We start from the raw sequence: 23,050 nt of genomic DNA on the forward strand, positions 1-23,050 counted from the left end.
TCGTCTCGGCGGAAAACTCGGTGGAGGACAACCGTGCGCAAAGGCGTGGGGGCCGCGATAGCGGTTCTGGCGTTGCTGTCGGGTGCCACGGTCGGCACACCCGCACAGGCGGCGAAGCGGCTCACGGTCTCGAAGACCAAGGGGCTGGACCGGGCCGGTGAGACGGTGACCGTCTCCGGGAGCGGCTACGACACGACGAAGGGCATCTACGTCGCGTTCTGCCTGGACAACGGGCCGGGCGTGATGCCGTCGCCGTGCGGTGGCGGCGCCGACATGTCCGGTGGTTCCGGCTCGTCGGCGTGGATCTCGTCGAACCCGCCCTCGTACGGCGAAGGGCTCGCCAAGCCGTACGGGAAGGGTGGCTCGTTCCGGGTGTCCATCAAGGTCAGTCAGATGATCGGGGACGTCGACTGCGCGGTCCGTGGATGCGCGATCGTCACCCGGGCCGACCACACCCGGACCAGTGACCGGTCGCAGGACAAGCGGGTGGCGGTGCGGTTCGCCGCCACGACGACCGTCGCCGCGCCCACGGTGAAAGCCGATCCGGCCGCCACCGGAACCAGGAAACCGACCGGGAAGCAGACCACCCCGGTCGGACCGCCCACCGGCCGCCTCGCCACCGCCGCGCCCCCGGAGCCCACCGCCGCCATGGCGTTGCAGGCCGCCGAGCCGGCGCTGAACCGGACTAGTGCCGCCACCCCGCTGGGTCACTGGTGGGCGATCGGCGGCGCGTTCGTGGTGGGCCTGCTCGCCGCGAGCGTGGCCGGCCGGATCCGCCGCCGCAAGCAGGAGAACGCATGAACCGGCTTGTTCTGACCGGACTGCTGACGGCCACGATGGCGCTGGCCGGCGGGTGCACCGCGGTCAGCGAGGTGGGGCCGGAGGCCGATCCCGCCGCCGGCTGCGGCGTCACCACCGCGAAGCTGGCCAGCGAGGACATCACCCCGCTCGACCCGCGGCCCACCCCGCAGCTGCCGGTCACTGTGGACTCCGCCGACAAGCGCAAGGTCACGGTGAAGAGCGCCGACCGGATCCTCGCGGTGAACCTCTACGGTTCGCTCGCCGAGATCGTCTTCAGCCTCGGGCTCGGCGACCGGATGATCGGCCGGGACACCTCGACGACCTTCCCCGCTGCGGCCGCGTTGCCGCTGGTCACGCCGCAGGGGCACGACCTGTCCGCCGAGGCGGTCCTGAAGCTGAACCCGACCGTGCTGCTCGCCGACGACAGCATCGGGCCGCCTACTGTCCTGGAGCAGATCCGCAAGGCCGGCATCCCGGTGGTGCTCGTCGACGACGAGCAGAACCTGGAAGCGGTGCCCCGGCACATCCGGGCGGTCGCCACGGCGCTCGGTGTTCCGGACGCCGGGGAGAAGCTGGTCCAGCGCGTGCAGTCGGAGATCGACGCGGCCAGGAAGAGCGCGCCGAAGGACGGCACCCCGCCCCGGATCGCGTTCCTCTACGTCCGCGGCACGGCCGGAGTGTTCCTGATCGGCGGCAAGGACGCCGGCTCGGACGCGATGATCGAGGCGATCGGCGCGGTGGACGCCGGGAAAGCGGCCGGGCTCAGCAAGTTCCGGCCGCTGACCAGCGAAGGTCTGATCAACGCGGCGCCCGACGTGATCCTGGTGATGACTGAGGGGCTGAACTCGGTCGACGGAGTGGACGGGCTGCTGAAGTTGCCCGGGGTCGCGCAGACGCCGGCCGGGATCAACCGGCGGATCGTGGACATGGACGACGGGATCCTGCTCAACTTCGGCGCGCGTACCGGCAAGGCGGTCGAAGCCCTGGCCAAGGCGGTATACGGCCCGTGCAACTGAGTGCAACGGCAACGCTTCGGTCGTACCGGAAACTGGGTTTGATCGGCTCTTTGGCCCTTCTGCTCCTGGCGGTCTGCCTGGTCGCGGCGGGTAAGGGGCAGGTGCCGATCTCGCCGGCCGAGGTGCTGGGGTCGCTACTGCATCGCATCGGCCTCGAGATCGGGCCGCTGCCGGCGGCCGTGCAGGGCGAGAACGCGTTGTGGCTGGTCCGGTTCCCGCGGGTGGTGCTCGCGGTGGTGGTGGGAGCGTCGCTGGGCTGCGCCGGCGCGCTGATGCAGGGCGTGTTCGGCAATCCGCTCGCCGAGCCCGGCGTCGTCGGCGTCTCGGCCGGCGCTGCGGTCGGAGCGGCCGCAGCCATCGTGAGTGGCGTCACCCTCTTCGGTGCGTGGAGCACGGCGGCAGCCGCCTTTGCCGGCGGCATCGTGACCACCCTGATCGTGTACGCGATGTCGCGCGCCGCCGGCCGCACCGAAGTCGTCACGCTGGTCCTGACCGGCGTGGCGGTCAACGCCACCGCGGGCGCCCTGCTCGGCCTGCTGATGTTCCTGACCGACGACGACGGCGTCCGCGCCATCGCGTTCTGGCAGCTCGGCAGCCTGGCCCAGGCCACCTGGGCGGCCGTGGCGGTGGCCGGACCCGGCGCGGTGATCGGCCTCGCGGTGGCCGCCGCCTGCGCACGCCGCCTCGACCTGCTGGCCCTCGGGGAACGCCCGGCCCGGCACCTCGGCGTCGACACCGAACGGCTCCGGATCACCGCGATCGTGGCGACCGCGCTGCTCACCGCGTCGGCGGTGGCCTTCACCGGGATCATCAGCTTCGTCGGGCTGGTCGTGCCACACCTGGTCCGGATGATCGCCGGGCCCGGTCACCGGGTGCTGATCCCGGCCAGCGCACTGGGCGGCGCGGTCGTCGTGGTCGCCGGCGACCTGATCGCCCGGACCGTCATCGAATACCAGGAGCTGCCGCTCGGCGTGCTCACCGCGGTGGTCGGCGGGCCGGCCTTCTTCTGGCTGCTGCGCCGCACCCGAGCAAGGGCCGGAGGTTGGGGATGAAAGCTCTTCTGGCAGCTGCGACGCGCCCAGCGAGGGCCGGAGGCCGGGGATGAAAGCTCTTCTGGCTGCTGCGACGTGCCCAGTGAGCGCCGGGGGTGGGGGATGAAAGCGACCGGAATCCGCGTCGAGCTCGGCGGCCGCCGGGTCGTCGACGACGTGGACCTGCATGCCGACGCCGGCGAGGTAGTGGCGTTGATCGGCCCGAACGGCGCCGGCAAGTCCACTTTGCTCGCCGCCCTCTCCGGCGACCTGGACTTCGCCGGGCGGGTGGAGATCGGCGGGCGGGAGATCGGCTCCTACAAGCCGGTCGAACTGGCCCGGCAGCGGTCGATGCTGCCGCAGCGGGCGACCCTGTCGTTCCCGTTCGAGGCCGGCGAGGTGATCCGGATGGGGCGGGCGCCGTGGACCGGACGGCCGGAGGCTGCCGACGACGAGCGCGAGGTCGCCGAGGCCATGCGGGTCACCGAGACCAGCGGGTTCGCCCGGCGGCCGTTCCCCGCGCTGTCCGGCGGCGAGCAGGCCCGGGTGGCGCTGGCCCGGGTGCTCGCGCAGCGTACGCCGGTGCTGCTGCTCGACGAACCCACCGCCGCGCTCGACCTGCGGCATCAGGAGCTGGTTATGCGCGCGGCGCGAGACCGCGCCGCGAGCGGCGCAGCGGTGGTGGTCGTCCTGCACGATCTGGGGCTGGCAGCGGCGTACGCCGACCGCGCGTACATCCTGGCCGAAGGGCGGGTCCGGCAGTCCGGCCCGCCCTCCGAGGTGTTCACCGAGTCACTGCTCAGCGACGTCTACCAGCACGAGGTGGAGGTGCTGAACCATCCCCGCACCGGCACCCCGCTGGTGGTCCCCCGACGAACTACTTGACCTTGACAGCGTCGGCCGCGGACGCGCTGGTGCGCGTGCCGGCGCCGGCGTAGACGGCCTTCCAGGTGCCGGTCCGGGTAGCGGTGAACTTCTTGCTGTAGGCCCCGGTCTTCGACGTCACCGCAGTACCCCGATGAGTCCAGGTGGTCGCGCCCGCCGCCTTGAAGTAGATCTTCACCTGGACACCGGTGAGCGCCTTGCCGTCGACCTTCAGCGTGCCCTTGGCGGTGAGCTTCTTGCCCTTCCGTACCGGCTCCGGCGCCGCGTTCAGCGTGAGCTTCGCCGGCCGCCTGATGCTGAACGAGGTCTCCAGGGCGTTGGTGAACAGAAGATCCGCGTCCGACGTGGTCGGTCCCCGCATCAGGAAGCCATGGATCTTGGCCCGGTAGGCGCCGGGCGCGTTCCGGCCGCACAGCGGCAGATTGCCCCGGTAGGTCGCGGAAGTGCCGACCTGCTGGAAGGTGGCGAGACTCGGCCGCGACGGCCACCGCGTGGCGCCCGGCGGCAGCAGGTTGAGGATGACCTCGCTGGCCTCCCACCCCTCGCTCATCGGCGGCAACGGCTCGCTGAACACGGCGGTGAAGGTGGCGACGGTCGTGCAGCCGGCCTTTCCGCTCAGCACGAACGAGGGCTTGCTCACCGAGATGCTGGTCAGGCTCATGGGCGCCGGCTCGGCCTGCGCGGGCGAGGCTGCCAGCAGCCCGGCGGCCAACGGCAGGGCGGCCAGCGCGGCGAACAACCGGGTTCGCATCGACCGCATTACTTGACCTTGACGGCGTCGGTGGCGGCGGCGTAGTTGCGCTTGCCGGTGCCCTCGTAGATCGCCTTCCAGGTGCCGGTCTTGGTGGCGGTGAACTTCTTGCTGTACGCCCCGGTGCCGGTGGTGACCGCGGTGCCCTTGTAGGTCCAGGCGGTCGCGCCGGTCGCCTTGAAGTACACCTTCACCTTGGCGCCGGAGAGCGCCTTGCCGTCGATCTTCAGCGTGCCCTTGGCGGTGAGCTTCTTGCCCTTCGCCACCGGCTCGGGCGCGGCGTTCAGGGTGAGCTTCGACGGGCGCTTGATGGTGATGGACTTCTTGACGACGTTGGTGAACTCGAACTCGCCGCCCACCGGGAGGAGCGCGCCGTAGATCTCGGCCGTGTACTTGCCGGGCGCGTACTTCCCGCAGAGCTTCAGGCTGCCCTTGTACGTGGTGGTCGAGCCGACCCGCTTGAACTCCACACCGTCGACGTTCGCACCGCCGGGCGCGTTCAGGTCGACGCCGACGCCGGCGTACTCGTAGCCGGTGGTCGGCAGCGGGCCGCTGATCACGGCCGTGAAGGTCACGCTCGTCTTGCAGCCGGCCTTGGCGCTCAGCACGAAGGCGGGCTTGCTCACCGACACGGACTTGACGGTGATGTCGGTGGCGGCCTGCGCGGGGGAACCGGCGGCCAGCAACCCGGCGGCGGGGATCAGGGCGATCAGGGCGGCAGCGAACCGGGCGCGTACGGAAGTCATGTCTACAGTCCCAGACGATCGTGGGGGAAAGATCATCGAAGTATAGAACGGTACCGTTTCGGCGTCGCCTCGGCCGAATGGTGGAGATGACGCGCCCGTTGCGTCGTCCACAACGGGCGCGTCGGGCAGATCAGTAATTCTCCGGCACCGGCAGCTCGTGACCGATTTCGGCGTGCTTGATGGCCGCGGCAGTCGTGCCGTTCAGCGCGGGACAGACCGGGCACCGGTATTTACCGACGCTCGCCTCCCAGGTCGCAGCGATGCGAGGACCGTTCTCCGTCTGGATGGTCAGCGGCGGGTAGGTCTTGGCCAGGTGCTCTCGGCACTCCTCGGCACGGGCCCGCGCCTTGTCGGCCTGGGCCCGGTTGCTGACCGGCTCGATGCCCGCATCGGCCAGCCGGTCGTGCAGCATCGCCTCCCGGTCGTAGAGCGGGGCGAGCTGCGCCGCGGGGAAGATGTGGTCCTCGAGCAGGCGCCGGCGCCGGCTGCTGATGTCCAGCTGCTCCTCGAACGGGCCCATCCGTCGCAGGCCGGCCGAGAGCGGCGCGTTCGGGTTGTCCCGCGGGACGAACTGGTGGGCCTCCCGGTGGCGGACCGCCCAACCGTCCAGCTCGGCGGCGACCGCCGCGGTGAAGACCGCGCCGTGCGGCAGCCGCGAGTAGCGCCGCCCGTGCTCGTCGACCGCCTCCGGCTTGGCGAGCGCGTCCTCCCACTGCTCCACGGCCGAGGTGAAGCGGCCCTGCGCGGTCTGCTTCGTGACGCCGAGCGCCTCGCCGACATCCTTCCAGGAGATGCCGGCGGCGCGGCAGGTCACGACTGACGCGGCGAGCAGCCGCTCGGCGTTGGCGACGACGCGGGCCGCCTCGACCACCAGGGTCGGCTCGGGCCGGCCGTTCGCCGCGACGAGGGCACGGGCCGAGTCGGAGAGTTCGCGAGCGATCGTCGCCAGCACCACGAGCGCACGGGCGTCGTCGGTGTAGGGGGAATCGGCGTCGATCTGGGTCCACACATCGTCACGGTTCGACATGATCGTCAGGTTACGCCTGACGATCATGTTTTGTCAGGCCCGACCTGACAAATTTTCACGTCGCCGCCGCCCGTTTCGCCGGCGCGATGCCGCGGGCGACACCGGTGGCCGCGAGGCGGCCGGCGATCACCAGCCCGAGCCAGGTGAAGAGCACGGCGCTGAGCGCCATCAGTCCGAAGAAGACACCCCGCACGGCGAGCGCCATGTCGTCGATGTTGAAGAAGGTGTACGCCGAAATCGCGTAGAACGTCTCGAATGCCAGCGCCGTCACGTAGAACAGCCAGGGCCGCCAGATCCGGTACCGGGTGACCAGGAAGCCCAGCTCCAGGGCGACACCGACCATCAGGTTGGTGACGATCGCCGACGGCCCGGCCGGGGTGGGGATGTTGATGATGCCGGCGATCAGCATGGTGAGCAGTGCCGCACCCGGCCGCCGCAGCACCGCCATCGCGACGACCGGGCCGAGCAGCCAGACCCCGAGGAACGCGGCGTACACCAGCGGAACCGTGGCCGAGACGGCGAAGGCCAGGAAGTTGGCCGGGATCAGAAGTACGCCGGTGGCCGCGCCGATCGCCGCGCACGCCATGAGGAAACGGGTGGTCAGTCTCATTCGAAAGCTCCAGACAGGTAGGGGACGAAGACGTGCGGGACGACGTAACAGAGGGAGAGCAGCCAGGCCGCCAGGACCGCGTCGCGCAGCCGGAGCGGGACCTGCCGGCGTTCGGTACGGGTCCGGTGCGCGCCGAACCCCCGGGACTCCATCGCCAGCGAGACCCGGTCGCCGTGCCGGATCGCCCCGGCCAGCAGCGGGACGGTGTATCCGCCATAGCGGCGTACCGTGGCGAGCGGTCCGCGCCCGCCGTCGACCCCGCGCACCCGGTGGGCCAGCCGGATGACCTGCAGGTCGGTGCGGAACCGGGGCACGAACCGCATCGCCGCGAACCCGGCGTAGCCGATCCGGTACGGCATCCGCAGGTGCGAGATCATCGACCGGACCAGATCGTTGCCGTCCGTGGTGAGGCCGGACAGCAGCGCGAGGAGCAGCACCGACACCACCCGCAGACCGGTCGCCAGCCCGGTGGTCAGCGCACCGGACCAGAGGGTGAACGGACCGATCTCCAGCAGCCGGGTGGTGTCGTCGACCCGCGCCGGATCGGTCCAGACCCCGAACGACACGGTCATCACCGCGACCAGCGCGATCGGGCCGACCAGGACCGCGAGCAGGGTGCGACCGGTGAGTCGGCCACCGATCAGCAGCATGAGCAGCGCGAGGACACCGAACACGGCCGGCGTCCACAGATCCCGGGAGCCGATCGCCACCACCATGGCCGGGACCGGCGCGAGCACCTTCACCACCGGGTTGTACGAGCGCAGCGCGAACACCGAGTCGGTCACGACGCCACGACCTGCCGGCCGGGCAGATCGGCGAGCCGGGTAAGGCCGTGCCAGCCGGGATGGTTGGCCAGCATCCGCGCGGCCTGGGCGATCGGCGGGGACCGCAGGTCGGCGGCGGCGAGCAGGTCGGCGTCGGCATAGACGGCCGCCGGTGGACCGTCGGCGATCACCCGGCCCGAGTCGATCACCAGCACCCGGGTCGCGTGTTCGGCGACCAGGTTCATGTCGTGGCTCACCACGATCACCGTGGTGCCGGCCCGATGCAGACCGGCCAACAGGTCGAGCAACTCGGCGGCACGCTCCCGGTCCTGGCCGAACGTCGGCTCGTCGAGGACCAGCACCCGCGGCCGGGTCACCAGCGCGGTGCCGACGGAGAGCCGGCGTTTCTGGCCGCCGGAAAGCAGAAAGGGGTGCACGTCCCGGAGTTCGCGCAGGTCCAGGCGGTCGAGGAGCTCGTTCACGCGTACCGCGATCTCGTCCGGCGGCACCCGGCGCACCCGCAGCCCGTACGCCAGCTCGTCCTCCACCCGGCCGGTGATGAATTGGTGCTCGGGATTCTGGAAGACGAAACCGACCCGCTCGGCGAGCACCCGCGGATCGGTCCGGGACGGGTCGAGGCCGTCGACGGTGACCGCGCCGCGCCGCGTGGTGATGACGCCCGCGAGGGCCTGCGCGAGGGTGGTCTTGCCGGCGCCGTTCGGCCCGACGATCGCGACGAACTCACCGGTGCCGACGGCCAGCGACACGTCCCGTACCACCGGCTTTTCTCCGCGATGGACGGTCAGCTCGCGTACCCGGACTGCTTCTTCGGCCGAACCGGCCGCTGCCTGGCCGATCAGCTGCGGCGCCGGCAGATCGGACCGCGCGTCCAGCGCGGTGGCCAGCTCACGCGGGGTCAGCGGCAGCGGATCCAGCCGGATCCCGGCGGCTCGCAGCCGCAGCGCGGCCAGCGCGGCGACCGGAAGCCAGACGCCGAGCTCGACCAGCCGCTCGACGTTGTCGACGATCGTGGACCGGGCCGGGCCGTCGAACACCAGCCGTCCGTCCGCATCCAGCACGAGCACGCGGTCGACGAAATCGATCGCGGCATCCAGATTGTGCTCGACCAGCAGGACGGCCCGGTCACGCCCGGCAGCGATCTCCCGCAGCGCCCGGTACACGTCCTCGACGCCGGCCGGGTCGAGGTTCGCGGTCGGTTCATCAAGAACAAGCAGCGGCGTACGCAGAGCCAGCGCACAAGCAATCGCCAGCCGCTGCCGTCCCCCGCCGGACAGATGCGCCGGATCATCGTCGCGGCGGTCCCACAGACCGACACGGCGCAGCGCGTCCTCGGCCCGGACCAGCACCTCGTCGACCGGCAGGCACAGGTTCTCCGGCCCGAAGCAGACCTCGTCGAGGACCGTGGCGGTGACGATCTGGGCGTCCGGGTCCTGAAAGACCATGGCTACCTCAGCCGCCAGACGCGGAACCGGCACGGTACGGGTATCGACGCCCCGAACCGCGACGGTTCCGTCCATATGCGACCCGACGACGTGCGGTATCAGGCCGTTGAAAGTGAGCGTGAGCGTCGACTTCCCGCACCCGGACGGGCCGAGGAGCAGGACCACCTCGCCAGCTCGCAGCTCCGCCGAGACACCGTGCGGCCGAGGGACGCCGTAATCGACGGCGCCCTCGGCGTCGTACACCTCGTGTCGCACGGACACTTCGGAGAGTTGAAGCATGCGATTAGGATAGGCAACCCTTAATCGCTACTTGCGGAAGGTGAAGTACTTCCACGCGCCGTACGTCGTGGCGTTCGCGCTGTCGCCCGAAGTGCCCTTGATGTACACCGACCGGACCCGGAAACGGACGTTCAGCGGGTGGGCGCCGGTCAGCTTCGCGGCGGAGAGACCATTCGCCTTCACCGCGACGAAGGTCGCGCTGCGCGGCCGCCACTTGCCGTTCGACCACGTCTCGACGACGAGTTTCTGCTTGCGTCCGGCGTACGCGGTAATGGTGGTGGTGAAGACCGGGGTCTTGGCCTTGCGGAAGAAGAAGTACTTCGTCGACCCGATCCTGGCGGTCTTGTAGTGCTTCGAGATCGCCGTGCTGACCGCGACCTGCGTGGAGACTCGGGAGGTGACTGTCCGCGCGGCGTACTTGGCGTCACCGGCGAACTTCGCGGTCAGCGTGGTGTTGCGGGTCAGCTTGAAGCTCGCGCTGAGGTTGCCCGCGCTGTTCACCACGCCCTTCTTGACCAGGCGGTTCTTCTCCGGGCCGTACGGGTCGGCCCAGATCTCGACGGTCCGGTTGGTGCCGGTGGCGCCGAGGTGCGCGGTGAACGTCACCACCTTGCCGTACGCGTGCACCGAACCGTTCCCGTTCAGGGTCAGCTGCGGCGTCGCCGGAGTGGCCGGCCCGTTCATCACCCAGAGTCGGTAGGCGCCGTCGTACTTGGCGACCCCGAACAGCCGCGGACCACCCGGCTCCCAGGCAATCCCCCGGTCCTGGATGCCGTCGGTGGCCGGCGCGCCGGAGCCCGGCGCCGCCTCGCCTCCCTTCTCCGGGAGGCGGATCGTCTGCGAGGCGGTCGTCGAGTCGCCCTCGAAGACGTAGACGTCGTCGCCGGTCGCCTGGTTCGCCACCGAGATCGCGACCCGGCCGGCCGCGTTGACATCCACGCCGTTGGCCCGGGCCAGCGCCGGATAGGTCCCCGTGGTCGCGAGATCACTCACACCGACGCGGTGCACATCGCCGTTCGCCGCCCGGACCACGTCGCTGCCGTCAGCGGTGAAGGCTGACTCTGCGACCGCGAAGCCACCGGCTGGATCGATGTGCGGGCCCAGGACCGGGGAACCCGACGAGACGTCGTACTTCCAGAGGTCTTTACCGGCCGAGTCGGCGACCAGGAGCACGCCGGGCGCCGCCGCGCTGGTGTAGACGTGCGGCGCCGAAGGCAGATCACCCTGGTAGAGGGCGGTGTTCAGATAGACGCTGGAGTCGGCCAGGTCGACCGAACCGAAGTCGCCGTCGTCCTCCGGACCCGAGTAGCCGAACCAGACCTTGTCGCCGGCCGCGGTGACGGACTCCGGATAGACCTCGGTGCCGACCGGGTAACGAGCCGTCTCGGCGACCGTGTCCGTCGCCAGGGCCACGATCGCATGCCCGCGCGACACCGCGGCATAGAGCCTGGTGGAGTCGCTGGAGAGCGCGAGGCCGTTCACCCAGGGGAGGCCGGACTTCTCCACGAGGACCTTGCCGGTGAAGTCGGTGGCGATGATCTTTCCGCCTTGCGGGTCGCTGATGAAGACCCGGTCGTGCACGCCGTCGACGACGATGTCACCGAAGTAGCTGATCGGCAACGCCGCCTGCGTTTCGGCGGATGCGGTGCCCGAGCTCACCGCGAAGGCCAGCGCCGAAAACCCGGTCAGGACCGCAGCCGCGAGCGCGACCCGAGAGTTACGCATGCAAATTCCCCCATGATCAAGAGAGTGAGGGAACAGTACGGCCTACCGCGTCGAGACGCAACCGGTTCGTCGCGGCGCCGCCGAGATCCACTTTCCGCAGGCCACGGCGGCTGGTTCGTCAGGGTCGGATCGCGAACAGCTCACAACTGTCCTGCGACGGATCACTTCAGGGCCACCTTGTCTCCGGTGGCCGAGACCGAGGCGACGGCGGAACTGCCCGCGTACGACCAGCGCCAGTACCCGGACGCCTTCGCCTTCGTGGTCGTTCTCAGGTAGCCGCGGGCGTCGGTCCAGACCGTCTTGACCGTCTGGTAGGTGCCGTTGGCCTTGCGGAACTGCAACCGCACCGGCTGCTTCCCGTACCCTACGAACTTGGTCGCCGCGTCCGTTGTGGCGCGCGTGAGCCGGCCGGTCACGGTGAGCTTGCCGCCCTTCTTGACCGGCTCGGGCGAGGCGTTCACGGTCAGCTTGGCGACCTTGTAGAGGGTGACCGTGTCGGGGAGCGAACTCGTGCTCGCGGCACCGGTGTTGCCCCAGTAGATCCACTTCCAGGCACCGGACGCGGTGGCCGGGACAGTCGTGCGCAAGGCGCCGTCCGGGCCCGAGGTCACCGTCTTGATCCGGGTGTAGGCGCCGGCGCTGGCGTACTTCGCATACGTCAAGTACACCGACTGCCCCGCGTAGCCCACGATCCTGGTGTGGCCGCTGGCGTCCAGGTTGCCCCAATCGGGCGCGGTGAGCCGCCCGGTGACGGTGAGTCTCGCGCCCTTACGGACCGGCTCGGGCGTCGCGTCCGCCGGCGCCAGCCTGGTCGCTTTCTGCAGGCGGGACACCGTGGCGTGCCCTTCCTGCAGCACGTACGGCTGGTTGTCCTTCGTATAGCCGGTGATCCGCAGGTGCAGCGCCCGGCCGGCCAGGTCGTTGGTCATCTGACGCTGGTCGAGGATTGCGGTCCCGGTGCAGCTCTGCGCGGTCCCCTGCCGGATCGGCACGCAGACCATGTTGTTCTCGCTGCCCGGCACCTCCTCCAGATCATCGGAGAAGTTCGCACCGTAGGTCACGATCTGCCCGCGAATCGTCGCGATGTCCGGGCTGACATTGGCCACAACCGGGAACGTGGCGGTCTCCGATCCCCCGACTCCCATGTGGACAAGGCCGTTGTTGTTGATCAGAACCGAGTAGAGCGCGGGCTCCGCGGCCTGCGCGGGCGTCGCCGCCAGCAGGCCTGCGGCAACCGCAGTCGTCACGGCAATTGCACCATTTCGTACGCGCTTCATCGCCACTCATTCCCCCGTTCGGCGCAGCGGACCACGAACAGGACGGTAGCGTCGCGACGCCACTCGCCGAAACCAAGCGACCTGTACGCCGCCTCGGCGAGCCGGCGTTGACGAACAAGGACCGCACCGGGACCGTCCCCCAGCCGGCCACCGCCGATGGCCGGGTGATCTACGCGATCGAGCAGCGCCGTGCCTCCGCACGCATCCACACCAGCACCGACGCCGGGCTGACCTGGCAGGCCGGGGCGATCGTCGAGCTCGACGGCCCGCATCCCGACCGACGACAACAACTACAGCACCTGGCTGTCCGCGGACGGCGAGTCCTGGAAATACGTTCAGCGACCTGAGTTGCCCTGATCCGGCGCCTGCGCGAAGAGAACGTCGCGGGCCTGCTCGGCGGCACGGACCATGTTCTCGCCGATGAAGTCGAGGAAGCGCGCGATGTTCTCCAGGCGGTTGGCTGCCGGGGTGCCCGCCCCGAGCACGCTGACACCCTGTCGTGCCGTGTCAGCCAGGTCGGACTGTGATTTGGCGGCGGCGAGCGTCGACTGATACCAGACGTCGCCGTCGACGACGTAGCGTTCGCGGCGGCGTTCGTCGCGCTCCCGGCGCAGCAGTCCCAACGTTTCCAGGAAGGCCACCGCCTTGGACACCGACGCGGGACTGACCTGCAGGTGCTGGGCCAGCTCGGAGGCGGTCATGCTGCCCGAGTCGGCGATGAACAGGCAGGTCAGCACGCGGGCCGTCATCTTGGGCAGGCCCTGCTGGATGAAGAGGGTGGCGAAGACGTCCTCGTAGTCCCGCACGGCGTCGGGGTCGCGCCCGTCAGCCCGCGTGGGCGCGCCGGGCCCTCGGGAAGCGGCCGGCCGGCGCCGGTGGGCGCGGCGCTCGGTGGCATGGTGGGCCAGCTCGGCTCGATAGCCGAGGGGCCCGCCGTTTCGCATCACCTCGCGCGTGACAGTCGACGTAGGACGGTCGATGCGCCGGGCGATCTCCGCGTAGGCGAGGCCGTCGGCCAGCCCCAGCGCGATCTGCTGACGTTCCTGCTGGGTGAGTCTGCCTCCCGGCATCGCGATCTCCTTCACGCTCCCTCGATGCACCGAGCATAGCGTTCATCGCGCTTCCATTGCAACGACAACGCGATCTTCGTTGCGTTATTTTCTTGCGCCATTGCAATGAAATGGCGGCAGTGAGCTGCTGTTAAGCCACGTGAGTGCAACAAGCTTGTTGCCGAATCCGCGAACGCAACGTAGCTTTTCCCACATCGGAAACAACGAGCACGGGAGCAGATGATGCAGAACTTCGACACCCCCGCCCCGATCACCGCCGTCCTCGACATCCCCGCCGGCAACGTCCGGTTCATCGCCGCCGACCGGGTCGACACCAGGGTCGAGGTCCGGCCGGTCGACGCCTCGAAGGGCCGCGACGTCAAGGTGGCCGAGCAGACCCGGGTGGAGTACACCGACGGCGTCCTGCGCATCGAGGCGTCGGCGAAGAACCAGGTTCTCGGCCCGTCCGGATCCATCGAGGTGACGGTCCAGCTGCCCGCCGGATCCCGGGTCGAGGCCAAGGCGGCCAGCGCCGAGTTCCGGGTGGTCGGACGCCTCGGGGACGTCACCTTCGAGGGCGCGCACGGCGCCATCAAGATCGATGAGGCGGCGAGCGTACGCCTCACCGCCTCCGCCGGCGACGTCTCGCTCGGGCGCCTCAACGGATCAGGCCAGATCACCACCGCCAAGGGCGACATCAAGATCGCTGAGGCAGTCAAGGGCAAGGTCGTTCTGCGTACGCAGGCAGGTGCGATCTCGGTCGGCGCCGCTCGCGGCGTCTCGGCCGCCCTGGACGCCGGCACCAGCCTCGGCCGCGTCACCAACGACCTCCGCAACGACGGCGCCGCCGATCTCCACATCCACGCCACCACCGCCTACGGCGACATCGTCGCCCGCAGCCTCTGAGCAGAGAGCAGACCATCATGACCAACCTGGCCATCGCAGCGAACGGGCTGCGCAAGTCCTACGGCGACAAGGTCGTCCTCGACGGGGTCGACCTGGCGGTTCCGGAAGGAACCATCTTCTCCCTGCTCGGCCCGAACGGCGCCGGCAAGACCACCGCCGTCAAGATCCTCTCCACGCTGATCTCTCCCGGGCCGGCGTCCGGCGAGATCCGGGTCGGCGGTCACGATCTGACCGCAGACCCCCAGGCGGTACGCGCCGCGATCGGCGTCACCGGCCAGTTCTCCGCGGTCGACGGCCTGATCACCGGCGAGGAGAACATGCTGCTCATGGCGGACCTGCACCACCTGTCCCGCGCTGAGGGCCGCCGCACCACCGCCGAGCTGCTGGAGCGCTTCGACCTGGTCGAGGCCGCGAAGAAGCCGGCGGCCACCTACTCCGGCGGCATGAAGCGCCGCCTCGACATCGCGATGACCCTGGTCGGCGACCCGCGGATCATCTTCCTCGACGAGCCGACCACCGGCCTCGACCCGCGCAGCCGGCACAACATGTGGCAGATCATCCGTGAGCTGGTCGCCGACGGCGTCACCGTCTTCCTCACCACGCAGTACCTGGAGGAGGCGGACGAGCTCGCCGACCGGATCGCCGTGCTCAACAACGGGAAGATCGCCGCCGAGGGCACCGCCGAGCAGCTGAAACGACAGATCCCGGGCGGGCACGTCCGGCTCCGCTTCACCGACCCGGCCGGTTACCAGGGCGCCGCCCTCGCCCTCGGCGACGTCACCCGCGACGACGAGTCCCTGACGCTGCAGATCCCGAGCGGCGGCAGCCAGCGCGACCTGCGCTTCATCCTCGACCGGCTGGACTCCGCCGGCATCGAGGCGGACGAACTGACCGTGCACAACCCCGACCTCGACGACGTGTTCTTCGCCCTGACCGGCACCAACGAGCACTTGACCGGCACCGACGAGCACCTGACCGGCACCGACCAGAACAAGGAGATTGTTCGATGAGTTCCCTCGCCCTCGCCGTACGCGACTCGTCCACCATGCTGCGCCGCAACCTGCTGCACGCCCGGCGCTATCCGTCCCTCACGCTCAACCTGCTGCTGACGCCGATCATGCTGCTGCTGCTCTTCGTCTATATATTCGGCGACACTCTCGGCGCTGGTCTGGGCGGCGGCCGCGCCGAGTACATCGCCTATCTGGTCCCGGGCCTGCTGCTGATGACCATCGGCAGCACCGTGATCGGAACCGCGGTCTCGGTCTCCAACGACATGACCGAGGGCATCATCGCCCGGTTCCGCACCATGGCGATCCACCGCGGTTCGGTGCTCGTCGGCCACGTGGTCGGCAGCGTGCTGCAGTCGGTGATGAGCGTGGTCCTGGTCGGCGCGGTCGCCGTGGCCATCGGCTTCCGGTCCACCGACGCCACCGCCCTGGAGTGGCTGGCCGCGTTCGGGCTGCTCGTCCTCTTCGCCCTGGCGCTCACCTGGATCGCCGTCGGCATGGGCCTGGTCAGCCCGAACGCCGAGGCCGCCAGCAACAACGCGATGCCGCTGATCCTGCTGCCGCTGCTGTCCAGCGCGTTCGTCCCGATCGAGGCCATGCCCGGCTGGTTCCAGCCGATCGCCGAGTACCAGCCCTTCACCCCGGCGATCGAAACCCTCCGGGGCCTGCTGCTCGGCACCGGGATCGGCCACAACGGCTGGCTCGCGGTGGGCTGGTGCCTGGGCCTCGCGGTGCTCGGCTACTTCTGGTCGACTGCGAAGTTCAACCGCGACCCGCGCTAGCGGCAGGACTTCGCTAGCGGCAGGACAAGCGAAGGGGCCTGAACCGTGCGGTTCAGGCCCCTTCGCGGTGCCGGTCAGGGCAGCAGCAGGCCCCAGTACAGGGCCCACGGCAGGAACAGGATTCCGGGCACGATCAGGATGGCCTGCCGGACGCGGTCGGCGCCGGCGGTCCGCCAGCCGTGGATCGTCATGGCGGTGGTGATGACGGTGATCAGCGCGAGGGCCTGCAGCGCCAGCCAGAACACCGGGCGACCGGCGAGCATCGGGCCGGGTGAGATGCCCTTCCAGTTCGCGCTGTCGGCCACCGTCACGAAGTAGGCGACGAAGCCGATCACCGCGGTGACGCCGGCGGCGGCGAGGATGCGGGCCGGGCGGGCAACAGCGACGGTACGGCGACGCGCGCGCCGGACGAGCGCGACGACCGGGTACGACAGGAAGCCGATCAGGAACACGGCGAGGGCGGTCAGCTGTGCGGGCCAAGACTCCCACCAGGCCGACGGAGCCAGAGAAGCGCTGGTCGCGGGCTGTGTCGGGGCCGGATCGACCCGCGGCGTCAAGGTTCCGGCGGTTCGGACCCAGCTACCGACGGTCTCCGCGTACGCCGGATACAGCTCGTCGGTGTACATGCCGTCCTCGTCGAGGACCCGCAGGGTGTGTCCCGCACCGGGGAGGAATCGGACCGTCAGCGGCGTACGGATCATCTGTTGCAACACCGCGCCGCTCTCAGCGGCCGGCACCTGCGTGTCCTCCGTGCCGTAGACAGCGAGGACCGGCTGGGTGAGCGCCGACAACGCCGGCCGCGGGTCGAAACTCGCCTCGGCGAAGAGCCCGGCGTCGTCCGCGAGCCGGTAGAACCGGTCGGAAAGCGTGTCCGCGAGCGCACCGGAAACCCCGGCGCCGGCCAGCTTGTTGCGCATGTTCCAGTTCTGTACGCGCAACGGCGACAACCCCGGCGCGGAAGCGAGGACCAGGAACGCGATGTCCTTCGACCGGTCAGCGGCGAGCGGCATGACCCAGCCGCCCTCGCTGATCCCCCAGAGCCCGACGGCGTCCGGTCGCACCCCGGGCTGTTCCCGCAGGACGCCGACCGCGGCGACGACATCGTCGGCGAGCAGCGAGTACACCGGGTTGTCGAGCGGCCGCTTGTCGTAGGTGAGGACGGCGATCCCCTGCCGCGCGAACGCGATCGCCTCCGGGAGCAGACCGGTCCGCTTGCCGTTGCCGGAGCCGTGCACCAGCACCAGGCCGGGCTTTGCACCGGGTGCGTTTCGGGGCGCGTAGACCGTACCCATCAGGGTCTTTCCGTCGGCCGTGGGAATGCTGACCTCGGTCGTGGTCAGATCGGCCGGGACGGATTCCCCGGCGGCGGCCGGGGCACTGATCAGCGCGACGGCGGCGAGCGCCAGGACCAGGATGCGGACGATGCGTTCGATCATGGAACGAGCATCGATGAATTTGCGTGCCCCTCCATCGCCGCCGCGAGCGGTTCCGATCTCACTCTCCAGAGGGAGAAGGCTCCCCGGCGACGACCAGACCCGACTCGTATGCGGCCACCACAGCCTGGGCCCGGTCCCGCAGCCCGAGCTTGGCCAGCACGCTGCTGACGTGCGTCTTCACGGTGTGCTCGCTGACCACCAGGGCGGCCGCCATCTCGGCGTTGGTCAGCCCGCGCCCGAGCAGTTGCAACGCCTCCCGCTCCCGCGGGGTGAGCCGGTCGAGCCCGGCCCACGGGTGGAGCGGCGGCGCCTGCCCACGGACCGCCGTCTCGATCAGCCGGGTGGTGACCGCCGGGGCGAGCAGCGACTCACCGGCCGCGACGACCCGCACCGCATGGACCAGCTCGGCACGGCGGACGTCCTTCAGCAGGAAGCCGCTGGCGCCGGCGCGCAGCGCGTCGTACACGTAGTCGTCCTGTCCGAAGGTGGTCAGCATGAGCACGCGTACCGGCTCGTCGCTCAACCGCCGGGTGGCCTCGATCCCGTCCATCAACGGCATCCGGATGTCGAGCACCAGCACGTCCGGCGAGTGCTCGTGGACGGCAGCCACCGCCTCGGCGCCGTCACCGGCCTCGGCCACGACCTCCATGTCGTCCTCGTTGTCGAGGATCATCGCGAACGCGCCGCGTACCAGCTCCTGGTCATCGGCGACCACAATGCGGATGGTCACGGCAACTTCGCCTCTACTCGGAAGCCACGACCGCCGGGCACCGGACCGGCCGTCGCGGACCCTCCGCAGGAGGCGGCACGTTCCCGGATCCCGATGAGTCCGTGTCCAGGAGCGTCCGTCGTGCGGGGCCCTCGGCCGTCATCGGCAACGGTCAGGACGAGGCCGTCGTCGCGCCAGTCGAGCGTCACCGTCACCGACTTCGCCCGCGCGTGTTTGAGCACATTGGTCAGTGCCTCCTGAACGATCCGGTACGCCGCCACCTCGGCATCGGCGGTCACCGCCCGAGGACTTCCGACGACGCTCAGCGTGACCGATGTTGATCCGACCCCGGAGACCTGATCGACCAGGTCGGCGATCTCGGCGAGCGTCGGCTGCGGGGTGCGCTCGGCCCCGGCGTCCAGGACACCGAGGATCCGGCGCAACTGGGCCATGGCATCCCGGCCGGCCTCGGCGATGGCGTCGAAAGCCGCCTCGGTACGGGCCGGCCCCTGCTTCATCACCACCGGGCCGGCCTCGGCCTGCGCGATCGTGATGCTCACCGCGTGCGCGAGGATGTCGTGCATGTCCCGGGCGATCCGGGACCGTTCCCGCTCGGCCTCCAGCTCCCGCTCCCGTTCCAGGTGCCGCGTCCGTTCCTGCAGCACCCGCACCTCCTCCTGACGGCGTGCCCAGGCGCGGCCCAACAGGTACGCGGTGGTCCAGAGCAGCGCACCCCGGGCCGCGGTCTCCAGCGAGCCGGTCAGGATGAACGCACCCCAGCCGATGATCACGATCGCGCTGATCCGCTGCCAGCGCGGCGCCTGCGCGGCGACGGTGAACATGGCGATCAGCGCGCCGTACCACAGCGGTTGGCGCGGGCCGTCCGGCACGAGCGCGTAGGCGGCCGCGGCAGCTTCGCTCGCCAGGAGCACGGCGAACGGCGCCTTACGACGCCAGATCAACGGCAGAGAAACGGCAACAGCTACGGCGTACGCGGAGACCGGCCATTCCCCGTCACCGGAAACGAACGGAGCGAGCTGCGCGATCAGCGCGACAACCGCCAGCCCGACATCCACCGCCCACGGCGGCAGCCCCCGTATCCAGTCCCCCGCACGCTCGTACACGGCCCGATTCTGGCTTAAGTCGATCTTTTACGCCGCCCCGCGATCTCGGTCAGCGAGTGCCGGTGACGACCAGCATCTCGCAGGGACCGACGAATCCGCCCGGTCCCTCGAACTGGCCGAGCGCCTCCTCGATCTCGGTCCAGGCGGCCTCCCGCTCGGCGACCGGCAGGCCGCTGAGCATCTGGTGCAGCGCGCCGAACGACTCGCGCTCGAAGCGGACGCACTCGGCGGCGCTCGCCATCATCACCGGCGACGGGATCGTCTCGACGGTGACGTCCCGGAACCCCACCGCGCGGAAAGCCTGCTCGGCCACACCGGGGGCACCCAGGCTGAACGGGCCGGGCTGACCCGGAACGGGCGGCGGCAGCTGGGCCCGGCGGCGGATGATGCCGACCGGAACCGCGAAGAAGCCGTTGCGGTCGGCGGTGGAGTAGACGATCGCGGAGAACCGCCCCTCGGGCCGCAGCGCCGCCCGGACGCCGGACAGCGCGGCCTGCTGGTCCGGGAAGTAGATGAGACCGACCCGGGAGATGGCCGCGTCGAAGCCGGCGCCGTCGAGGCCGAGCTGTTCGCCGTCGCGTTCGGCGGTGGTGACGTTGCTGAGACCGGCGTCGGTCGCGGACTTGGCGGCGTACGCCAGGATCGCCGGGGCGATGTCCGTGGCCAGCACCTCGCCGTCGGGGCCGACCCGCTGACCGGCGACGAGGCTCTGCCCTCCGGCGCCCGCGGCGACGTCCAGCACCCGGCTGCCCCGGGTCACGCCCGCGGCATCGAGCATCCGCTCGGTGGCCGGACCGAGCCAGCGCTCGATCGTCGGCCCCCAGCGGTGCCACGCCTCGGCCGCGTCCTGCCACTGGACGCGGGTGGTCTCCCTGTACTTCTGCGGGTCGAATGCGGTGGTCATCGGGTCCTCCGGTGAGTCGATGAGTTGACACCCGTACCGCGCCAGAACCGGCCTGGCGAGCCGCCAGAAACCGGCTGGCAGGGTGGACAATCCGGGGGTGGCCCTCTTCGTCGGCCGGGCCGAGCCGCTGGCCCGGCTCAGCGCGGTCTGTCAGGCGTCCGCGGTCCCGGACAGCCCGGCCGGCCTGGTGCTGGTGACCGGCCAGGCCGGGATCGGCAAGACCGCGCTCCTGACCCGGTTCGCCGCCGACGCGGCGGCCCGCGGTGCGACGGTGGCGTGGGGCACCTGCTGGGACGGTGATCAGGCCCCCGCTTGGTGGCCGTGGACGCAGGCGTTGCGCGCGCTGCTGGACCAGCACGACGGCCTGCGCGCCGAAGCGGATCCGGCGCTCGCGGCGATCGTGCCGGAGTTGGGCGGCGCATCGCCGGTCGGCACCGCCGGGCAGTTCGAGGTCTTCGACGCGGTCGGTCGCCTGCTCAGCCGGGTGGGCCGGGCCGCACCGGTGGCCGTCCTGCTCGACGACCTCCAGTGGGCCGACCGGTCGACGGTCGACCTGATCCGCTTCCTGGCGCACCGGCCGCGGACCGGCGGGGTGGTGCTGGTCGGGGCGTACCGGCAGGGGGAGGCACGCGACGTCGTCGCGGTGGCGCTGTCCGAGCTGTCCAACGCCGCCGAGCTGGTGCCGCTGCGCGGACTGCCGGCCGGCGACGTCACCGATCTGGTCCGCACCATCGCCGGGGACGCGGCGGCAGCTGAGTGGGCCGGCCCGGTGTACGAACGTAGCGGCGGGCACCCGTTCTTCGCCGGGGAGTTGTGCCGGCTGCTCACCGCCGACGGCGACGACGCGTGGCGCGCTGCGGTGCCGGTCGCGGTCCGCGAGGCGATCGGCCGCCGGCTGGCCCGCCTGCCGACGGCGTGCACGGTGATGCTGGACGCCGCGGCGCTGAGCTGGGCACGGGCCGCCGCCGACGCCGACCGGGCCGGGTACGCGTTCACCGACGCCGCCGGCCAGCTGGCCCGGGCCCGGGAGGCCGTCACCGACGCCGGTGACCGGCTCACCGCCGCCGAGCTGGTGCTGCTGCTCACCGAGGAGGCCGACCTGCGGCTGCGCGGCGGCGACGCCGGGACGGCAAGGGCTCTCCTGGACACCGCATGGGCAAGAGCGGAGCCGACCGGAGATGCCGACCTGCTCGGCGCGGTCGCGCTCGGCCTGGACCGGATCGGCGCCCGGTTCGCGATGCCGCGGACCGACCTGGTCGCTGTCCTGGAGACCGCCCGGGCCGGGCTGGCCGGCCGGGGCACCTCGGCCGAGGCGCAGGTGATCGCGGCAATCGCCCGGCAGCTACAGCACTCCGTGTCGGTGGATCGGCAGCAGGCGCGTCTCCTGGCCGAGCGGGCCGTGGCGATCGCCCGCGATCTGGACGACCCGGTCACCCTGGCGACCTGCCTGCTGGCACAGCACGACACACTGTGGACGGCCGGCACGGCCCGCGCGCGCGAGGCGATCGCGACGGAGATCGCCGAACTGGCCCGCCGCGCCGGTGACTCGGAACGGCACGCGCAGGCGCTGCTGCTCACCGCCACCGCGCAGCTGGAGTCCGGGTCAGCGGCGTTCCGGGCCACCTTGAACCAGTACGGCTACGTCACCGAGCGACTCCGCCAGCCGCGCCAAACCTACTACCTGCGGATTCGCGAGGCGGCGCAGGCACTGCTCGACGGCGACATCGATCTCGGCGAACGACTCGCGGACGAGGCGGCCCGGCTCGGCGAGGCGGTCGGCGACAGTGACACCGGAAACGTACGGATGTCGCAGCGCCTGGAGATCGTCCGGTGCCGGGCCGACCCGGCCGAGTTGCGGGCGACCGCCGCGGCCGCCGTCGAATGGTGGATCGGCGCCCCCGGCGCATGCGCACGCGGTCGCCGCCGGTTTCTACGCCCGAGCCGGTGACCTCACCGCCGCCCGGCGCGAGGTGGACACCGTGCTCGCCCTGAAGGAGTGGCGGACCGACCGCTCGTACCTGTGGTCGGTGTTCGTCGGAGAACTCGTGACGGCCGCGATCGCGCTGGCCGACCGGCCACTCTGCGCCAGGCTGTTGAACGACCTGCTCCCGCACGCGGAGACCTGCGCCGTCAACGCTGCGCTGGTCTGTTTCATGGGCGCCCACGCCCATCGCGTCGGCCTGTTGTACTCGGCACTGGGCAACCCGCAGGAGGCCGAGCAGTGGCTGCGCCGGGCACTGGAGGTGCACGACCTGGCAGCCCTGCTCAGCTGGCCCGGGGAGGCCGTGCCCGCGTTGCAACTGGCCGGCCCGGCGTACCCCACCGAACCGCACGGCCAGGACCCGATGCTCGACCGGCGGGCTTTGCAGGCCTACCGCCAACGGCTGGCCGATCTCGAGGACGAGCTGGACAGCGCGCAGACCCTGCACGACGAGGCCCGCCGGCAGCGCGCCACCGACGAACGGGAACAGCTGCTCGCGGAGTTGCGCCGGGCCACCCGGCCGGGCGGGACCGCCCGGCCGCTGGGACCGAGCGCCACCGAGCGCGCCCGCAAAGCCGTCACAGCACGGGTACGCGACGCCATCCGCCACATCGCCGAGGTCCACCCGGACCTCGGCGATTACCTGGACCGCACCGTCCGCACCGGTGTCACCTGCCGCTACGACCCACCGACCGGCTGACCGGCCGAAGTCCACGGGTATGACACCACTGACACAGTGCCACGCTCCGGTCGTACGTCGTGGCTTGGGTTTCGGCT

General features: G+C 70.8%; 23 protein-coding genes. 10 read left to right on the forward strand and 13 right to left on the reverse strand.

The genetic code is table 11. From position 1 onward, the window contains the following. Nucleotides 1-33: 33 nt before the first annotated feature. The 4 genes from OHA21_RS37515 (at nucleotide 34) to OHA21_RS37530 (ending at nucleotide 3,733) form a co-directional block, all read left to right on the forward strand. Nucleotides 34-801, forward strand: a complete 768-nt coding sequence (locus tag OHA21_RS37515) for a hypothetical protein (protein ID WP_328463281.1) — start codon at nucleotides 34-36, stop codon at nucleotides 799-801. After that, on the forward strand, nucleotides 798-1,817 hold the full coding sequence (locus OHA21_RS37520; RefSeq protein ID WP_328463283.1) for a heme/hemin ABC transporter substrate-binding protein: 1,020 nt from the start codon (nucleotides 798-800) through the stop codon (nucleotides 1,815-1,817). Before OHA21_RS37515 ends, OHA21_RS37520 begins: the two co-directional genes overlap by 4 nt. Nucleotides 1,818-1,867: 50 nt before the next feature. Next, nucleotides 1,868-2,869 carry a FecCD family ABC transporter permease gene (locus tag OHA21_RS37525; RefSeq protein ID WP_328463285.1) on the forward strand — a complete coding sequence of 334 codons (1,002 nt, stop codon included), beginning with the start codon at nucleotides 1,868-1,870 and terminating at the stop codon, nucleotides 2,867-2,869. A gap of 102 nt (nucleotides 2,870-2,971) precedes the next feature. Beyond that, a complete protein-coding gene (locus OHA21_RS37530; RefSeq protein ID WP_328463287.1) occupies nucleotides 2,972-3,733 on the forward strand; it encodes a heme ABC transporter ATP-binding protein in 762 nt (253 codons plus the stop codon). Here OHA21_RS37530 and OHA21_RS37535 read toward each other — a convergent pair. The 8 genes from OHA21_RS37535 to OHA21_RS37570 all read right to left on the reverse strand — a co-directional run bounded on the left by OHA21_RS37535 (nucleotide 3,726) and on the right by OHA21_RS37570 (nucleotide 12,345). Beyond that, on the reverse strand, nucleotides 3,726-4,493 hold the full coding sequence (locus OHA21_RS37535) for a hypothetical protein (protein ID WP_328463289.1): 768 nt from the start codon (nucleotides 4,491-4,493) through the stop codon (nucleotides 3,726-3,728). The genes OHA21_RS37530 and OHA21_RS37535 overlap by 8 nt on opposite strands. After that, nucleotides 4,493-5,230, reverse strand: coding sequence for a hypothetical protein (locus OHA21_RS37540; protein ID WP_328463291.1), 738 nt, complete (start codon nucleotides 5,228-5,230; stop codon nucleotides 4,493-4,495). The genes OHA21_RS37535 and OHA21_RS37540 overlap by 1 nt, the downstream gene beginning before the upstream one ends. Before the next feature lie 130 nt (nucleotides 5,231-5,360). Then, nucleotides 5,361-6,257, reverse strand: a complete 897-nt coding sequence (locus OHA21_RS37545; protein WP_328463293.1) for a hypothetical protein — start codon at nucleotides 6,255-6,257, stop codon at nucleotides 5,361-5,363. 55 nt (nucleotides 6,258-6,312) lie between these two features. Continuing rightward, nucleotides 6,313-6,867 (reverse strand): ECF transporter S component, encoded by a 555-nt coding sequence (locus OHA21_RS37550; RefSeq protein ID WP_328463295.1) that lies wholly within the window; start codon nucleotides 6,865-6,867, stop codon nucleotides 6,313-6,315. Next, nucleotides 6,864-7,652: an energy-coupling factor transporter transmembrane component T family protein gene (locus OHA21_RS37555; RefSeq protein ID WP_328463297.1), complete on the reverse strand. Its 789-nt coding sequence runs from the start codon at nucleotides 7,650-7,652 to the stop codon at nucleotides 6,864-6,866. Before OHA21_RS37555 ends, OHA21_RS37550 begins: the two co-directional genes overlap by 4 nt. Beyond that, nucleotides 7,649-9,373: an ABC transporter ATP-binding protein gene (locus OHA21_RS37560; protein ID WP_328463299.1), complete on the reverse strand. Its 1,725-nt coding sequence runs from the start codon at nucleotides 9,371-9,373 to the stop codon at nucleotides 7,649-7,651. Before OHA21_RS37560 ends, OHA21_RS37555 begins: the two co-directional genes overlap by 4 nt. A gap of 27 nt (nucleotides 9,374-9,400) precedes the next feature. After that, on the reverse strand, nucleotides 9,401-11,098 hold the full coding sequence (locus tag OHA21_RS37565) for a hypothetical protein (protein ID WP_328463301.1): 1,698 nt from the start codon (nucleotides 11,096-11,098) through the stop codon (nucleotides 9,401-9,403). A gap of 161 nt (nucleotides 11,099-11,259) precedes the next feature. Further along, nucleotides 11,260-12,345, reverse strand: a complete 1,086-nt coding sequence (locus tag OHA21_RS37570; RefSeq protein ID WP_328463303.1) for a hypothetical protein — start codon at nucleotides 12,343-12,345, stop codon at nucleotides 11,260-11,262. 137 nt (nucleotides 12,346-12,482) lie between these two features. Between OHA21_RS37570 and OHA21_RS37575 the strand changes: the two genes are divergently transcribed. Further along, the gene (locus tag OHA21_RS37575; RefSeq protein WP_328463305.1) at nucleotides 12,483-12,722 is read left to right on the forward strand and encodes a hypothetical protein; all 240 of its coding nucleotides are present in this window, start codon (nucleotides 12,483-12,485) and stop codon (nucleotides 12,720-12,722) included. On the opposite strand, the gene OHA21_RS37580 is transcribed toward OHA21_RS37575, so the two are convergent. Next, entirely contained in the window at nucleotides 12,711-13,445 is a 735-nt protein-coding gene (locus OHA21_RS37580) for a GbsR/MarR family transcriptional regulator (RefSeq protein ID WP_328463307.1), read from the reverse strand. The genes OHA21_RS37575 and OHA21_RS37580 overlap by 12 nt on opposite strands. Nucleotides 13,446-13,667: 222 nt before the next feature. Here OHA21_RS37580 and OHA21_RS37585 point away from each other — a divergent pair, with 222 nt between their 5' ends. From OHA21_RS37585 to OHA21_RS37595, 3 genes are read left to right on the forward strand one after another with little or no spacing between them, the layout of a single operon-like run. Next, nucleotides 13,668-14,330, forward strand: a complete 663-nt coding sequence (locus tag OHA21_RS37585) for a DUF4097 family beta strand repeat-containing protein (RefSeq protein WP_328478789.1) — start codon at nucleotides 13,668-13,670, stop codon at nucleotides 14,328-14,330. A gap of 17 nt (nucleotides 14,331-14,347) precedes the next feature. After that, complete coding sequence (locus tag OHA21_RS37590) at nucleotides 14,348-15,340, forward strand: ATP-binding cassette domain-containing protein (protein WP_328463309.1); 993 nt, start codon at nucleotides 14,348-14,350, stop codon at nucleotides 15,338-15,340. Further along, on the forward strand, nucleotides 15,337-16,119 hold the full coding sequence (locus OHA21_RS37595; RefSeq protein ID WP_328463311.1) for an ABC transporter permease: 783 nt from the start codon (nucleotides 15,337-15,339) through the stop codon (nucleotides 16,117-16,119). The genes OHA21_RS37590 and OHA21_RS37595 overlap by 4 nt, the downstream gene beginning before the upstream one ends. Nucleotides 16,120-16,193: 74 nt before the next feature. Here the strand turns inward: OHA21_RS37595 and OHA21_RS37600 are convergent, their stop codons facing one another. Genes OHA21_RS37600 through OHA21_RS37615 form a run of 4 tightly spaced genes read right to left on the reverse strand, consistent with a single transcriptional unit; the run spans nucleotide 16,194 to nucleotide 20,292 of the window. After that, nucleotides 16,194-17,555, reverse strand: a complete 1,362-nt coding sequence (locus tag OHA21_RS37600) for an alpha/beta hydrolase family protein (RefSeq protein ID WP_328463313.1) — start codon at nucleotides 17,553-17,555, stop codon at nucleotides 16,194-16,196. Nucleotides 17,556-17,613: 58 nt separating this feature from the next. Next, entirely contained in the window at nucleotides 17,614-18,285 is a 672-nt protein-coding gene (locus OHA21_RS37605; protein ID WP_328463315.1) for a response regulator transcription factor, read from the reverse strand. Further along, nucleotides 18,282-19,388, reverse strand: a complete 1,107-nt coding sequence (locus OHA21_RS37610) for a sensor histidine kinase (RefSeq protein WP_328463317.1) — start codon at nucleotides 19,386-19,388, stop codon at nucleotides 18,282-18,284. The genes OHA21_RS37605 and OHA21_RS37610 overlap by 4 nt, the downstream gene beginning before the upstream one ends. A gap of 49 nt (nucleotides 19,389-19,437) precedes the next feature. Then, nucleotides 19,438-20,292 carry a class I SAM-dependent methyltransferase gene (locus tag OHA21_RS37615; RefSeq protein ID WP_328463319.1) on the reverse strand — a complete coding sequence of 285 codons (855 nt, stop codon included), beginning with the start codon at nucleotides 20,290-20,292 and terminating at the stop codon, nucleotides 19,438-19,440. A 97-nt stretch (nucleotides 20,293-20,389) separates the two neighbouring features. Here OHA21_RS37615 and OHA21_RS37620 point away from each other — a divergent pair, with 97 nt between their 5' ends. Then, complete coding sequence (locus tag OHA21_RS37620; protein ID WP_328463321.1) at nucleotides 20,390-22,240, forward strand: ATP-binding protein; 1,851 nt, start codon at nucleotides 20,390-20,392, stop codon at nucleotides 22,238-22,240. A 31-nt stretch (nucleotides 22,241-22,271) separates the two neighbouring features. Further along, complete coding sequence (locus OHA21_RS37625) at nucleotides 22,272-22,973, forward strand: hypothetical protein (protein ID WP_328463323.1); 702 nt, start codon at nucleotides 22,272-22,274, stop codon at nucleotides 22,971-22,973. The last annotated feature ends 77 nt before the right edge of the window (nucleotides 22,974-23,050 follow it).

The sequence above is a fragment of the Actinoplanes sp. NBC_00393 genome, from assembly GCF_036053395.1.
Classification (GTDB): domain Bacteria; phylum Actinomycetota; class Actinomycetes; order Mycobacteriales; family Micromonosporaceae; genus Actinoplanes.